Below are 14,111 nucleotides of genomic sequence, written 5' to 3' on the forward strand. Positions count from 1 at the left end.
CGCACCGATGGGGCAGAGTGAGGGGGGACGGAGACGAGGCAGGAAGAGGAATGTCCGATGAGGAAATCGCCGCGCCGCCTCAGTGAGCAGGTCCGCGAAACGGTGGGCGAGCAGGTCCGGGATCTGCCGCTGCACGCCGTCCGGCTGGCCATGTTCGGCGTCGGCCGGGCTCTGCTGCTCAGCGACCGGGTGACCCGGGACTACAAGGAGATCACCGAGGGCGGCGGTGTGAAGCCGGTGGCCCTGCGGCTGCGCGACGACGTCCAGCACACGGCCGGGAAGGTCGTCGGGCTGGTCGCCGAGCGCGTCCGCGGTGAGGAGCCCGAGGCCGAGCTCGCGCCCGAGCCCGCGCGCCGCACCAGGACGGCCGCCGCGCGGTCGGCGGCCACCGAGGAGATCTCGGTCGGCAAGCCCGGCGCCGGGGCGGCCCGCAAGCCCGGGCACGCCCGTCCGGGACCGCCGCCGAAGCCCGCCAGGCCGGGGGCGCTGGGCCGGGACCACGCCAAGGCCGAGGGCGGGGCCGCTCCGGTGGCCGAGCCCGCGCCGAAGCCGGTGCCGTCCGAGCCGAAGCCGGAGCCCGCGCCGCAGGCCGAGCCCGCCCCGAGCCCGAAGGCCGCCGAGCCCGCGCCCGCCAAGCCCAAGCCCAAGGCGTCGCCCGCCAAGCCCAAGGCGGCCCAGGCTCCGGAGGGCAAGGCGCCGGAGAAGAAGGCTCCGGCGGCGAAGGCCGGGAAGAAGGCCGACGAGGCCGCCTTCGAGCCGAAGCCGGAGGCCAAGCCCGCCGCGCAGGCGGAGGCCGCGCACATCGCCGAGGATCTGCCGGTGCCCGACTACGACAGCGCCACGCTGCCGCAGCTGCGGGCCCGCCTTCGCGGCCTGTCCGCCGACCAGGTGAAGCTCCTGCGCGAGTACGAGCGCAAGCACGCCGGTCGTGAGGACGTCATCCGCATGTACGAGCGCCGCATCGCCAAGCTCAACGGCCTCACCTGAGCCGCCGCAGGCCGAGCGGTACGACACGACGGAAGCCCCCGGGAGCGCCCGGGGGCTTCCGTCGTCGCGGGGTCAGGCCGCCGCGGGGGCGTCCTGGAACGCGTGGTCGGCGTCGACCCGCTCCAGCGGCTCCAGGTGCCGGCGGCGCACCGCGAGGATGCCGATCGCGACGGCGCAGCAGGCCGCGCCGACCAGGTACGGCAGGCTCGCGTCGACCTCCTCCGCGAGCTTCGTCGCGATGTACGGGGCGAGGGCGCCGCCCATCCAGCGGACGAAGTTGTACCCGGCGGACGCGACGGGCCGCGGGCTGTCGGAGACCTCCATGGCGGCCTCGGTGAACGCGGTGTTGTTCAGCCCGATCGGGATGCCGGACAGGACGGTGCAGACGATGATCCCGTCGTGCCCGAGGAACGCCAGCCCGAGCTGGAACACGATCAGCAGCGCCAGCGCGAGGTGCATGACCCGGACGGTCCCGACGCGCCGCTGCAGCATGGGCGCGCCGAACACCGACGCCAGCGCGACCATCACGCCCCAGCCGAAGAACACCAGGCCGATGCCGTGCGCGCTCATCCCGAGGACGAACGGGGTGAAGGCCAGGACGGTGAAGAACGCGTAGTTGTAGAACAGCGCGGTGAACGCGGTGGTGGACAGGCCGCCGTGCGCGAGGGCCCGGATCGGCGCGCTCAGGCGGGTCTTCTCGGCGGGCTTCGGCGTGGGCCTGAGCAGCGTGACGATCAGGAGGAAGCCGACCGCCATGAGCGCGGCGGTGCCGAAGAAGGGGAACCGCCAGTTCATGTCGCCGAGCAGGGCGCCGGCGAGCGGGCCGAGAGAGATGCCGATGCCGAGCGCCGCCTCGTACAGGATGATCGCCGACTCGGCCCCGCCCGAGGCCGCGCCCACGATGACGGCGAGCGCCGTGGCGACGAACAGGGCGTTGCCGAGGCCCCAGCCGGCGCGGAAGCCGACGAGCTGCCCGACGGTCCCGGACGTCCCGGCGAGGGCGGCGAACGCCACGACGAGCGCGAGGCCGATGAGCAGCGTCCTCTTCCCGCCGATCCTGCTGGACACCCAGCCGGTGACCAGCATCGCCACCGCGGTGATCAGGAAGTAGCTGGTGAACAGCAGGGACACCTGGCTCGCCGAGGCGTCCAGGTTCTTCGCGATCGCGGGCAGGATCGGGTCGACGAGGCCGATGCCCATGAAGGCGACGACCGCGGCGAAGGCGGTCGCCCACACCGACGTCGGCTGCCTGAGGATGCCGCCGCCCTTCGGGGTCGCCGAGGGCTTCGCGTGCATGGGTACCTCCGTGTGCTGGTTCAGGGTGCGCCGAAGAGCTTGTCGAGGGCGGGCAGCGCCGCGGCGACCGCCGCGCGCTCCTCGTCCGTCAGCTCCGCGAACCGCTCGGCGAGGAAGCCGATCCGGCGCTCGCGCCCGGCGGCCAGCCGGTCGCGTCCCGCCCCGGTGAGCCGGGCGGTGACGACGCGGGCGTCGGCGCCGCTCCGGCCGCGCGCGACGAGCCCGTCGCGTTCGAGCCGGTTGATCTGCGCCGTCATGGTCGGCAGCCGGACGCCGTGCTCGGCGGCCAGCTCGGTCATCCGCCGCGGCCCGTGCTCCAGGGAGCCGAGCACGGACAGCTGCTGGCTGGTGATCGGCTGGTCGGCGCTGACCTGACGGAGCATCAGCACCACGTGGCGCAGGCGCCGGTTGAGCTGCTCGGCGAGCTCGCGTTCGGATGCGGTCACGGTTTCTCCTCGAAATTACTTAGTCAGTCTAAGTTAGCTTGGCTAAGATCGTGCGCTCGGCGGCATGTCTCTTCGGTCACACGGATTCTGGAGGATGCCGCCTCTCAGGTGGCGATGGGATCGATCTCGCGCAGACGATGAAGGCCGGCCGTGAACGCGGTGGAGATATACGGCGCGAGGAAGGCCGTCGAACCCGCCCATGGGAACACCAGTTCTATGTACGGTTCGTGGCGTGACAACTCCGGACAGCGAAGACGCTGGGGCCGGGAAAGCTCGGTACACCTACCGCCTGCGGCTGTCCCCAGCCGCTGAACGTGCGTTATTGGCCGAGTGGGACCGGTGCCGGTGGGTTTGGAACCAGTGCGTCGCCTCCTCCAGGGCCGCACATGCAGCGGGTGAGCCATGCGGTGCGGCGAGGCTGGACCGGATGCTGACCGGCTGGCGCACCGAGCAGGGCTGGTTGGGTGCGGGGGCCTCAGTGCCGCAGCAGCAGACCGTCCGGGACTTCGCCGCTTCCCGCGCCAAGGCCTTGGCCGACATCAGGAACCGGATGCCGATGAAGCGGCGGGCGGGGATGCCCCGGTTCAAGAAGCGGGGTCTGGCCGCGCCGACGCTCAACTACACCCGGCGCGGTTTCCGCCTCAAGGACGGGCAGTTGCGGCTGGCGGGCGGCATCGTCGTGGGGGTGGTGTGGTCGCGGGATCTGCCCGCGGATCCGTCCTCCGCGCGGATCCGCCGTGACAGTCTCGGGCACTGGTACTGCTCCTTCGTCGTTCCGGCGCAGACATGGCCTTTGCCCAGCACGGGCCGGGCGATCGGTGTCGACTGGGGTGTGAGAGAGATCGCCACCACGACGTCCGATGAGCACGACCTGCCGCATGCCGAGCACGGAAGGAAGGCCGCCGACAAGCTGGCGCGCTACCAGCGGCAGATGGCGCGCCGCCGTGCCCCCAAGGGCGTCGGGCAGTCCAAGGGATACCGCAGGGCGCAGAAGCAGGCGGCCAAGGCCGCGAAGAAGGTCGCTCGGCAGCGGGCCGACGATGCCCGCAAATGGGCCAAGCAGGTGGCGCGCGATTTCGACGCGGTCGCGATGGAGGACTTCCGCCCCAGGTTCCTGGCCAGGAGCAGTATGGCGCGCAAGGCGGCCGACGCCGCGATCGGCCAAGCCAAGGCGGCGCTGATCGAGATGGGCCGCAAGCACGGCCGGAACGTTCGGCTGGTGGAGCCGGCGCATACAACGATGGACTGCGGCGACTGCGGTGCGAGAGCCAAGCACCGTCTGCCGTTGTCCGAACGCGTGTACACCTGCACAGCCTGCGGAGTCTCCCGCCCCAGGGACAAGAACTCCGCACGGGTGATGCTGGTCCGGGCGGGTCTGGACCCGGACGGTGCCGATGGCGCAAGACCTCCCGTCCCACCGGGGCGGGAGGCGGCCTGAGCCGTGAATCCCCGCGCATCCCACGGTGGGAAGGGTCTCCTAGGAGCTCCCCTCCCTCGGGGAGGGGAGCAGTCAAACGGATTCTGCCGGGACCGGCGGCGCGCGGCCCGGGGGGCGTGGACCGCGCCGTAGGCTGCCTGCATGGCGATGGAGACCACGGCCGAATCCCCGGTTCCGGTTCGCACCGTCCTTCAGGCGGTGAGCGGGTGGATCGGCAGGCTCGGCCGCATCTGGGTGGAGGGGCAGATCACCGACCTCAACGCCCGCGGCGGCACGGTCTACATGACGCTGCGCGACCCGGTGGCGAACATGTCGGTGCGGGTGGTCGGCCCGCGCGCGGTGTTCGAGGCCGCCGGGCCCGCGGTCACCGACGGGGCCCGCGTCGTCGTGCACGCCAAGCCCGACTTCTGGATCAACCGCGGGACGTTCTCGCTCAGCGTGCTGGAGATCAGGCCGGTCGGCGTCGGCGAGCTGCTGGCCCGGCTGGAGCGGCTCAAGCGGGTGCTGGCCTCCGAGGGGCTGTTCCGGCCCGAGCGCAAGCGCCCGCTGCCCTTCCTGCCCGGCCGGATCGGGCTGATCTGCGGGCGCGACTCCGACGCCGAGCACGACGTCCTGGAGAACGCGCGGCGGCGGTGGCCGGCGGTGGCGTTCCGGGTGGAGAACACCGCGGTGCAGGGCTCGTACGCGGTCGGCGAGGTGATGGAGGCGCTGCGCGCGCTGGACGCCGATCCCGAGATCGACGTGATCATCATCGCGCGCGGCGGCGGCGCGATGGAGGACCTGCTGCCGTTCTCCGACGAGGCCCTCGTCCGCGCGGTCCACGCCGCCCGCACGCCGGTCGTCAGCGCGATCGGGCACGAGCAGGACAGCCCGCTCCTGGACCTGGTCGCCGACGTCCGGGCCTCCACCCCGACCGACGCCGCGAAGAAGGCCGTGCCCGACGTGCGCGAGCAGCTCCAGCTCGTCCGGCAGCTGCGCGACCGCGGGCGGCGGTGCCTGTCCGGCGCGGTGGAGCGCGAGCTGGCGTGGCTGCGCTCGGTGCGCTCGCGGCCCGCGCTGGCCGACCCGGTGCGGGAGATCGAGCGGCAGTCCGAGCAGGTCGCGGCGCTGCGCGATCGGGCGCGCCGGTGCCTGTCGGCGGCGCTGGACCGGGCCGGGGACGAGCTCGGGCACACCCGCGCCCGGCTGGTCGCCCTCTCCCCCGCCGCGACGCTGGAGCGCGGCTACGCGATCGTCCAGCGGGAGGACGCGTCGGTGGTGCGGGAGTCGGCGTCGGTCAAGGACGGCGAGCGCCTGCACGTGCGGCTCGCCGACGGGCGCCTCGGCGTGAGCGTGACCGGCCGGGAATGAACCGCGAGTCGCCGCCCGGGGAACGGGACGTCCCCCGGGGGATGAGAGGGTGGGCCGGTGGCTGACGAGAACGGGACGGCCGAGAAGCCGTCGTACGAGCAGGCGCGGGACGAGCTGGCCGACGTCGTCAAGCGGCTGGAGGCGGGCGGCCTGACGCTGGAGGAGTCGCTCGGCCTGTGGGAGCGGGGCGAGAGGCTCGCCGCCGTCTGCGAGGAGTGGCTGGAGGGCGCCCGCGCCCGGCTGGCCGCGGCGCTCGAACGGCCGGACGGCGGCGACGCGGCCGCCCCGTTCTGAGGCGGCGCGCGGCCCGCGCCGAGGCTCAGGAGGCCGGCGTGGCCGTCGCCGAAGGGGTCGGGCCGCCGTTCTTCGACTGCTCCTTGAGCGACCCGGCCAGGACGGCCAGCTCCGCGTAGGAGGCGGTGCCGGTGACCACGATGCTGACCCCGTCCGGAAGCGTCCGGGCGAGGGAGTTGGCCTTCTTGTCCTTGCGGTAGTACTGGGTCCAGGTGACGCCGTTCACCTGCTGCGTCCCGACCGGCCGGCTGCTGTTGGCCATGCGCGGGACGTACTGCGAGGCCTTCTCGTTGCTCTGCTCCAGCGCCGCGTACTCGTCGCTGGGCGTCACGAACCCCAGGTGCCAGGCGACGGGGCCCTTGCCGTCGGCGTCCAGGCCGTTCACCCGCGAGCTGTTGGGACGCCAGGTGGGGGGCAGCCCCTCGGGCGCGTGGACGGTGTAGGGCGCGTCGTTGCGCATCGCCCACAGCTGCGAGCTGTAGTCGACGGTCGGCAGGACCTCCTCGTCGCTGCGCGGCGTGACGACGTAGATCGCCAGCACGAGCAGCAGGCAGGCGCCCATCGCCATGGCGAAGCCGCCGAGCCCCGTGGTCAGCCGCTTGTACACGCCGGGGCTCACCTCGACCACGGGCCGTCCCCGCGCGGCGTCCGTCTCGGGCCCGCCGGCGGGCGCGTCCGGCGCGGGTCCCGCCTGCTCGGTTTCCGGGGCGGAGGATGGGGTCTTGTCGGTCACCCCTCCAGGATCCCCCACCCTCAGCGCTGCTCCGTACCGGGGTTGCGGATCGTGCCGACGATGACCATGATCTTGTCGGCCAGGCGGCGGGCGGCGTCCTCGTCGTCCAGCAGCGAGATCTCCGAGACCGCGCCCGCCATCGCGCCCGTCAGCACCGTGACCAGGGCCTCGTCCACACCGCCGTCGGCGGTGTGGAACAGGGCGGCGTTGCGGCGGGCCCACTTGTTCAGGCGCTGGCGCATGACCCGGTCGAACCCGGGAGGCCCGTCGCCGGAGATGAACAGCCGGGCGACGTCCCGCTCGTCCAGGCAGCCGTTGAGGTAGGCGCCCGCGCCGGCGATGAACTGCCGCATGGGGTCCTTCTCGCCGGCCTCGCGGACGGCGCTGATCGCCTCGCGGGTGCGCTCCTGCTGGCGTCCCTGGAAGTCCTCGAACAGCGTCAGGTAGAGGTCCGCCTTGCCGTTGAAGTGGTGGTAGAGGCTCCCCACGCTGGCGCCGGCCTTGGCGACGATGTCGGTCACCGCGGCCTGGGCGAAGCCGGACTGGCAGAAGACGTCTCTGGCCGCGGCCAGCAGGGCGCCGCGGGTGGCGGCCCCGCGGTCGGAGGTCCGCGCGGGGCCGTCCGCGGGCCGCGCGCCCCCGTTCTGGGTCACCCCGCCGGACGGGACGTCGATGTCGCTGCTCATGACGCCTGAGATTACGCCCTCTCCCAGGGGGAAACGATCCCTTGTCCGTGCCGTGGTGGTTTCCGGTGCTCGTTCCGCCCGCGCCAGGACACCTGATCGACCCCGTGCCCGGAAGGCCCGCGGCCCGGCTGGTCTGGTCCAATTTGTGGCCTGCCATCCGGTCCACGGAGAATCCGAGGCACCACCGACCGAAGGGGCTGCCCCGCCATGTCCGAAGAGACCACCGTTTCCTCCCCCCTCACCACCGAGCCGTCGGCTCCGGACCGCAACCTCGCGATGGAGCTGGTCCGGGTGACCGAGGCCGCCGCCATGGCCGCGGCGCGCTGGGTCGGCCGGGGGGACAAGAACGGCGCCGACGGGGCCGCCGTGAACGCGATGCGCCAGCTGATCAACACCGTGTCCATGCGGGGCGTCGTCGTGATCGGCGAGGGCGAGAAGGACAACGCGCCCATGCTGTACAACGGCGAGGAGGTCGGGGACGGCTCCGGCGCCGAGTGCGACGTCGCCGTCGACCCGGTGGACGGCACCCGGCTGACCGCGCTCGGCATGAACAACGCGATCGCGGTGCTGTCGGTGGCGCCGCGCGGGTCGATGTTCGACCCGTCGGCGGTGTTCTACATGGAGAAGCTGGTGACCGGCCCGGAGGCGGCCGACGTCGTCGACATCGAGCGCCCGATCGCCGACAACATCCGCGCGATCGCCCGCGCCAAGGGCTCTTCGCCGCACGACGTGACGGTGTGCATCCTGGACCGGCCGCGGCACGAGGGCATCGTCAAGGAGGTCCGGGAGGCCGGGGCGCGGATCAAGTTCATCCTGGACGGCGACGTGGCCGGCGCGATCATGGCGTCCCGGCCGGGCACCGGCGTCGACCTGCTGCTCGGCATCGGCGGCACCCCGGAGGGCATCATCGCCGCGTGCGCGATCAAGGCGCTCGGCGGGGTGATCCAGGGCCGGCTGTGGCCGCAGGACGACGAGGAGCGGCGGAAGGCCGCCGACGCGGGGCACGAGCCGGGCCGGGTGCTCACCACCGACGACCTGGTGACCTCCGACGACGTGTTCTTCGCCGCGACCGGCATCACCGACGGCGAGCTGGTCGACGGCGTCCGCTACAGCAAGGGCACGGCGGTCACGCACTCGCTGGTCATGCGGTCGCGCAGCGGCACCATCCGGACGATCTCCAGCGAGCACCAGCTGAGCAAGCTGCGCGCCTACAGCGCGATCAACTTCGACACGGCGGTGTAGGGCGGCGGGCCCCGCGGGCCTACCGGCCGCGGGTGAGGCGGTTGCGGACGCGGCTGCGCAGCGAGGGCTTCGGGGCCCGCGCCCGCACCGACCCGAAGATCAGCGTGCCTCCCACCTCGATGGTCGGGCCCTCGGCCGCGGGACGGGCCCGCAGGTCGCGGGTGCTGAGGATGGTGCGCCCCGTGACGTCCACGCGGACGCCCTCGGGGACCAGCAGCCGGATGCGGCCGCCGAGCACCAGCGAGTCGACGACGATGTGCCGGCGCTGGAGGACGGCCTCGCGCAGGTCGAGCTCGACCGTCCCGAACAGGGCCAGGAGCGGGAGCTTGACCGGGACGACCCAGCGCCCGTCCCGCCGGGTGCGGCCGAAGAAGACCGAGACCGGGCGGTCGTCCACGAGGATGGGCTGCGCCTCCTCGGGGCTGAGGTCGCCGGTGAGCCCCGTCAGCTCGCCCAGGGTGCGGGCGGCGTAGGCGCGGGAAACGCGCTCGGAGTGCTCCTCGATGGTGAGCCGCCCGTCCGCGAGGGCCTCGCCCAGGACGGCGGCGACGCGTTCCCGGTCGGCGTCGGACGCGCGCAGGTCGCGCACGTTGGTGACCTTCTCGGCCGCCGGGCGATGGGGGAGGTCCACAGGGAAGAGGGTATCCCCCGGCGGGGACGGCCCCGCGGGAAAACGGGTGGGGATTCGTCCCTCCCTTACCTAGTGTGAGGGGTATGACCTTGCATCGTGCCGAGATCGCGCCTGCCCACGAGGGCACCGGCACGGCGGCGATCAGCCTCCGCGGCGTCGTGAAGCGGTTCGGCGGCTTCACCGCCGTGGACGGGCTCGACCTCGACGTCCCCTCCGGCATCTGCCTGGGGCTGCTGGGCCCGAACGGCGCCGGCAAGTCGACCACGATGAAGATGCTGACCGCGCAGGCGGTCGCCGACGAGGGCACGATCCGCGTGCTCGGCTTCGACGTGCCCCGGGAGTCCAAGCGCGCGCGGGCGGCGATGGGCGTCGTCCCCCAGCAGGACAACCTCGACGAGGAGCTCACCGCGCGCGAGAACCTGGAGGTGTTCGCGCACCTGTACCGGGTGCCGCGCAAGGCGCGGCGCGAGGCGGTGGACGCCGCGCTGGCGATCGCGCACCTCACCGAGCGGCAGCTGACCAGGGTGGACGGCCTGTCCGGGGGAATGCGGCGGCGGCTGCTGATCGCCCGCGGGCTCGTGCACCGCCCCGCACTCGTCCTGCTGGACGAGCCGACCGTGGGCCTCGACCCGCAGGTGCGGGCCGAGCTGTGGGGCCTGATCGACGGGCTGCGCGCCGGCGGCACGACCGTGCTGATGTCGACGCACTACATCGAGGAGGCCGAGCGCCTCGCCGACGAGTGCGCGCTGATGTCGCACGGCAGGGTCATCGCGCGGGGCACGCCGTCGGCGCTGGTGGCCGAGTACGCGGGCGAGCGGGTCGTCGAGCACTACGGGCCGCCGGACCGGCTGACGGAGGTGGAGCGGGTCGCGCGGGCGGCCGGGCTGCCGACGCGCCGCACCGGCCCCTCGGTGTCGGTGCTGAAGGCCGAGACCATCGCGCCCTCCCTGGAGGACGAACTCGGCCCGGACGGCGTCCGCCGGGCCTCCAACCTCGAAGACGTGTTCGTGGTGCTGACCGGGGAGCGTGTGGAGTGACCGTCCAGGCGGAAGCGGCGACGGCGGAGCGGGCGCCGCGTCTGCGGCGGTTCGAGGCGGCGCCGGTCCGGGGGATCTGGCGCCACGAGCTGGCCCTCTACAAGCGGTACTGGAAGTCGCAGTCGTTCGCCTCGATGGTGGAACCGACGTTCTTCCTGCTGGCCTTCGGCTACGGGTTCGGCTCGATGGTCGCGGTGATCGGCGACTACCGGTACCTGGACTTCGTCGCGACCGGCGTCGTCGGGACCGCGGCGCTGTTCACCTCGGTGTTCCCGGGGATGTTCAACGGCTACATCAGGCGGGTGTTCCAGCACACCTACGACGCGATGCTCGCCGCGCCCGTGGACGTGCACGAGCTCGTGACGGGCGAGGCGCTGTGGATCGCGGCCAAGTCGGCGGTGTACTCGTGCACCCCGCTCGTCGTGGCGCTGTTCTTCGGCCTCGACCCGTCCCCCGGGATGCTGCTGGTGCCGTTCGTGACGTTCTTCACCGCGCTCGGCTTCGGCCTCTTCGGCATGTGGACGTCGTCGGTGGTGCCGTCGATCAACTCGTTCGACTACGTGATCACCGGTGTGGTGACGCCGCTGTTCCTGATCGCCGGGACGTTCTTCCCCATCGACGCGCTGCCCGGCTGGGCGCAGAAGGTCTCCCACCTCAACCCGCTGTACCACTGCGTGCAGCTGGTCAGGGACGCGGTGTTCGGCCTGCACCCGCTCGCCGACCTCGGCCACCTCGGCGCGCTGGTGGTGTTCGCCGCGCTGATGTGGATCATCGCCGTGCGGGGGATGCGCAGGCGCCTCATCGGCTGACGGTCCCCGCCCATTGACCTGGGGCGTCCCCTGTCCCTACGCTGACGCGAATCTTCTTCACATTGCGTCCGTTCACGGTGCGCAGCCAGAGAGGTCGGGGCGCATGAGCGAGGGCACCACCGCCCGGGACCGCCGGGCCCGGTTCGCCGCGTACACGGCGTTCGCCGTCCAGGGGCTCTGCTTCGCCTCGCTGGTGACGCAGGTGCCGAAGATGCAGGAGTCGCACCACCTCAGCGACGCCACGCTGTCGCTGGTGCTGCTCATGGTGCCGCTGGTCGCGGGCGTGGGGAGCGTCGCATCCGGCGCGCTGTTCCAGCGGCTCGGCAGCGCCCCGGTGCTGCGCGTCTCCCAGCCCGCCGTGGCCGTCACGATCGCCCTGATCGGCCTCACCGGCGACAACGACCCCGCCCTCTACGTGACCGTCGCCGCCTTCGGCCTGTTCGTCGGCGCGGTGGACGCCTCGATGAACGCCCAGGCGATCGCCATCGAGCGCCGGTACGGGATCAGCCTGATCACCGGGTTCTACGCGGTGTGGAGCGTCGCGGGGATCCTCGGCGGCCTGTGGGCGTCCCTCGCCAACAGGCTGGACCTGTCGCTGTTCACCGGCTTCGCCATCGCCGCCGCCGTCGGCGTGGCCGCCTCGCTCGCCACCGGCGGCCGCCTCTACCACCGCGCCGAGGAGGGGGACGGCCCCACCGCCGAGGAGCTGAAGGCCGCCGGGCGCAGCGTCCCGTGGCGCCCGATCCTGGTCGTGGGCGCCGCGATGGCCGTCGCCTACCTGGCCGACTCGGCGATCTCCAGCTACGGCGCCAAGTACCTGGACGACGAGCTGTCCGCGAGCGACTGGGTCGCCCCGCTCGGCTACGTCGCCTACCAGGTCACCATGGTCGTCAGCCGCGCCGTCGCCGACCTCGCCGTCCGCCGCTCGGGGGCCGTCAGGGTGGTGCGGATCGGCGGCCTGGTCGGCGTCCTCGGCATGGCCGGCGTGGTCGCCGCGCCCAACGCGGCCGTCGCCATCGCCGCGTTCGCGGTCGCCGGGCTCGGCCTGAGCGTGATCGCCCCGGTGTCCTTCTCCGCCGCCGGACGCGTCGACCCGACCGGTCTCGGCGTCGCCGTCGCCCGGGTCAACATCTTCAACTACGTCGGCTTCGTCCTCGGCGCCGCCGTGGTCGGGGCCATCGCCCCGCTCAGCGCCGACCACGGCCTGCGCATCGCGTTCATCGTCCCCACGGCCCTGATCCTGGTCGTCTTCGCCACCGCGAAGGGCTTCGCTGTGTCTTCCCAGGTGGGCGACCCCCTGGAACCCCCGTTGCGAGCCGGGCGATCCTCACGCCACGATCCGGGCTCCCGTGCCCGTGCGGGTTCATGACGTGTCGCTCCGGTAGCGGGTACGACCAGCCGCACCGGGGGTTCCAGGGGCGCCCCCCTGGGAAGGCACTGCTCACGCGTCTTCGGCCAGGGCCGTGACGGCGCGCTCGCCTTCCGTCTGGGCCTCCTCGGGAGACATGTCCTTCAGGGCTTGGCTGAGCGCCACTTCGGCGGCGTCGGCCGCGGCCCGGAGCGTCACGGCGTGCTCCTGCGCCCGTTCGAGGTCGCCCAGACCGACACAGTCGAAGGCCACCTGCGCGTCGTGGCCGGCCATCTTCAACTGCCGCGCGGCCTCTTCCAGACTCATGCATACCTCCTACACCGGGGATGCTGTTCTTACCCTCCATCACCGTGAGCAACCGCTTGACCCAGCAGTTGCGCGGCTTTGACCAGGCGCGGCTCCGGGAGGCCCGCGTAGCCCAGGACGAGCGCGGGGGGCGCCTCCTCGGCGCGGCGGGGCGACCACATGGCGCGGGCGCCCGCGACCGACACCCCGGCCCGCGCCGCGTGCTCCACGACTCGGTCCTCGTCGCACCCGCCCGGCAGTTCCACGTAGAGGTGGATGCCCGCTGAGACGCCGTGAACCCTGGCGCCGGGCAGGTTCTCGGCGAGCGCGCCGGCGAGGGCGTCCCGCCGGGCCCGGTACCGCCTCCGCATGGTGCGCAGATGCCGGTCGTAGCCGCCGCCGCGCAGGAACTCGGTCAGCGCGTACTGCTCCAGGACGGGCGCGCCGAGGTCGGTGTTGGTGCGGTGCTCCCGCAGGCCCTCGGCGAGGAACGGCGGCGCGAGGGCCCAGCCGAGGCGCAGGGCGGGGGCGAGCGACTTGCTGACCGAGCCGAGGAGGACGACCCGGTCGGGGTCGACGCCCTGGAGGCAGCCGACGGGGTCGCGGTCGTAGCGGAACTCGGCGTCGTAGTCGTCCTCCAGGACGACGCCGTCCGCGTCGCGCGCCCAGGCGATCAGCGCGGCGCGCCGCGCCGGGGACAGCACGACGCCGGTCGGGTACTGGTGCGCGGGCGTCACGAGGACGGCGCGGGCCTGGGTGCGGGCGAGCGCCGCGACGTCCAGGCCCTCCTCGTCCACCGGGACGCGGACGAGGCGGACCCCGGAGGCGGCCAGCATCGGCAGCTGCCGGACGCTGGTGGGGTCCTCGACGGCGAGCGCGGTGTGGCCGTCGGAGCGCAGCTGGCCGAGCAGGCCCGACAGGCCCTGCGCCACCCCGTTCATGATCACGATCCGGCCGGGGTCGGCGTGCGCGGCGCGCACCCGGCCGAGGTAGGACGCGAGCTCGGCCCGCAGGTCCGGGACGCCGGCCGGGTCGGGGTAGGCGAGCGCGTCGTGCGGCAGCGTGCGCAGCGCGGTGCGGGCGGCGGCGATCCAGCGCTCGCGGGGGAACGCCGAGAGGTCGGGCTGCCCGGGCGTCAGGTCGTACAGGACGGCCGGTTCCGTCCGTGGCTCGGCCGGGCGGGGCGGCGGCCCGGGCGGCGGCCCGATCTCCTCGTCGGGGCGGGCCAGCGGCGCGATGCGGGTGCCGTCGCCGCGCCGGGCGATCAGGAAGCCTTCGGCGGTGAGCTGCTCGTAGGCGGTGACGACGACACCGCGGGAGACGTCCAGGTCACGGGCCAGATCGCGGCTCGACGGCAGCCGGGTCCCGGCGGTCAGCCGGCCGGAGCGCACCGCCGCGCGGAAGCCCGCGGCGATCTGCGCGGCCAGCCGCCCGGCGGACCGGTCGAGAGAAAGATGAAGGTCGGTCACATGACTCTCAGCGTCAAGGGGCGGTGTGGACGTCACGGA

At 73.3% G+C, this 14,111-nt stretch carries 15 protein-coding genes; 8 read left to right on the top strand and 7 right to left on the bottom strand.

Annotation, left to right across the window (positions count from 1 at the left end; genetic code table 11):
• Positions 1–57 precede the first annotated feature (57 nt).
• Positions 58–987 (top strand): hypothetical protein, encoded by a 930-nt coding sequence (locus AB0C87_RS02850; protein WP_360576212.1) that lies wholly within the window; start codon positions 58–60, stop codon positions 985–987.
• Positions 988–1,059: 72 nt separating this feature from the next.
• Here AB0C87_RS02850 and AB0C87_RS02855 read toward each other — a convergent pair whose 3' ends face one another.
• Together AB0C87_RS02855 and AB0C87_RS02860 are read right to left on the bottom strand one after the other, a co-directional pair.
• Positions 1,060–2,283, bottom strand: a complete 1,224-nt coding sequence (locus AB0C87_RS02855; protein WP_360576214.1) for an MFS transporter — start codon at positions 2,281–2,283, stop codon at positions 1,060–1,062.
• 20 nt (positions 2,284–2,303) lie between these two features.
• A complete protein-coding gene (locus tag AB0C87_RS02860) occupies positions 2,304–2,729 on the bottom strand; it encodes a MarR family transcriptional regulator (protein ID WP_353834477.1) in 426 nt (141 codons plus the stop codon).
• 232 nt (positions 2,730–2,961) lie between these two features.
• Between AB0C87_RS02860 and AB0C87_RS02865 the strand changes: the two genes are divergently transcribed.
• From AB0C87_RS02865 to AB0C87_RS02875, 3 genes are all read left to right on the top strand, one after another.
• Positions 2,962–4,167 (top strand): transposase, encoded by a 1,206-nt coding sequence (locus AB0C87_RS02865; protein WP_360576216.1) that lies wholly within the window; start codon positions 2,962–2,964, stop codon positions 4,165–4,167.
• Positions 4,168–4,308: 141 nt separating this feature from the next.
• Complete coding sequence (xseA, locus tag AB0C87_RS02870; protein ID WP_360351118.1) at positions 4,309–5,517, top strand: exodeoxyribonuclease VII large subunit; 1,209 nt, start codon at positions 4,309–4,311, stop codon at positions 5,515–5,517.
• Positions 5,518–5,574: 57 nt separating this feature from the next.
• Positions 5,575–5,811, top strand: a complete 237-nt coding sequence (locus AB0C87_RS02875; RefSeq protein ID WP_353834475.1) for an exodeoxyribonuclease VII small subunit — start codon at positions 5,575–5,577, stop codon at positions 5,809–5,811.
• Positions 5,812–5,836: 25 nt separating this feature from the next.
• Here AB0C87_RS02875 and AB0C87_RS02880 read toward each other — a convergent pair whose 3' ends face one another.
• Complete coding sequence (locus AB0C87_RS02880; RefSeq protein ID WP_360576218.1) at positions 5,837–6,544, bottom strand: DUF4245 domain-containing protein; 708 nt, start codon at positions 6,542–6,544, stop codon at positions 5,837–5,839.
• Between the two features lie 20 nt (positions 6,545–6,564).
• Entirely contained in the window at positions 6,565–7,230 is a 666-nt protein-coding gene (locus AB0C87_RS02885; RefSeq protein WP_345176986.1) for a TetR/AcrR family transcriptional regulator, read from the bottom strand.
• A 207-nt stretch (positions 7,231–7,437) separates the two neighbouring features.
• Here AB0C87_RS02885 and glpX point away from each other — a divergent pair, with 207 nt between their 5' ends.
• Positions 7,438–8,472, top strand: a complete 1,035-nt coding sequence (gene glpX, locus AB0C87_RS02890) for a class II fructose-bisphosphatase (RefSeq protein ID WP_345176984.1) — start codon at positions 7,438–7,440, stop codon at positions 8,470–8,472.
• 19 nt (positions 8,473–8,491) lie between these two features.
• Here the strand turns inward: glpX and AB0C87_RS02895 are convergent, their stop codons facing one another.
• A complete protein-coding gene (locus tag AB0C87_RS02895) occupies positions 8,492–9,103 on the bottom strand; it encodes a DUF1707 domain-containing protein (protein WP_345176982.1) in 612 nt (203 codons plus the stop codon).
• An 83-nt stretch (positions 9,104–9,186) separates the two neighbouring features.
• On the opposite strand from AB0C87_RS02895, the gene AB0C87_RS02900 reads away from it, so the two are divergent.
• From AB0C87_RS02900 to AB0C87_RS02910, 3 genes are all read left to right on the top strand, one after another.
• Positions 9,187–10,140, top strand: a complete 954-nt coding sequence (locus AB0C87_RS02900) for an ABC transporter ATP-binding protein (protein WP_345176980.1) — start codon at positions 9,187–9,189, stop codon at positions 10,138–10,140.
• Entirely contained in the window at positions 10,137–10,949 is an 813-nt protein-coding gene (locus AB0C87_RS02905) for an ABC transporter permease (protein ID WP_353834473.1), read from the top strand. The genes AB0C87_RS02900 and AB0C87_RS02905 overlap by 4 nt, the downstream gene beginning before the upstream one ends.
• A gap of 103 nt (positions 10,950–11,052) precedes the next feature.
• Positions 11,053–12,318: an MFS transporter gene (locus AB0C87_RS02910; RefSeq protein ID WP_360576221.1), complete on the top strand. Its 1,266-nt coding sequence runs from the start codon at positions 11,053–11,055 to the stop codon at positions 12,316–12,318.
• A 72-nt stretch (positions 12,319–12,390) separates the two neighbouring features.
• Here the strand turns inward: AB0C87_RS02910 and AB0C87_RS02915 are convergent, their stop codons facing one another.
• Both AB0C87_RS02915 and AB0C87_RS02920 read right to left on the bottom strand, forming a co-directional pair.
• Complete coding sequence (locus AB0C87_RS02915; RefSeq protein WP_345176975.1) at positions 12,391–12,624, bottom strand: hypothetical protein; 234 nt, start codon at positions 12,622–12,624, stop codon at positions 12,391–12,393.
• A 29-nt stretch (positions 12,625–12,653) separates the two neighbouring features.
• Entirely contained in the window at positions 12,654–14,072 is a 1,419-nt protein-coding gene (locus AB0C87_RS02920; RefSeq protein WP_345176972.1) for a PLP-dependent aminotransferase family protein, read from the bottom strand.
• Positions 14,073–14,111 lie beyond the last annotated feature (39 nt).

The sequence above is a fragment of the Actinomadura sp. NPDC048021 genome (assembly GCF_040653135.1).
GTDB classification, from domain to species: Bacteria; Actinomycetota; Actinomycetes; order Streptosporangiales; family Streptosporangiaceae; genus Spirillospora; species Spirillospora verrucosospora.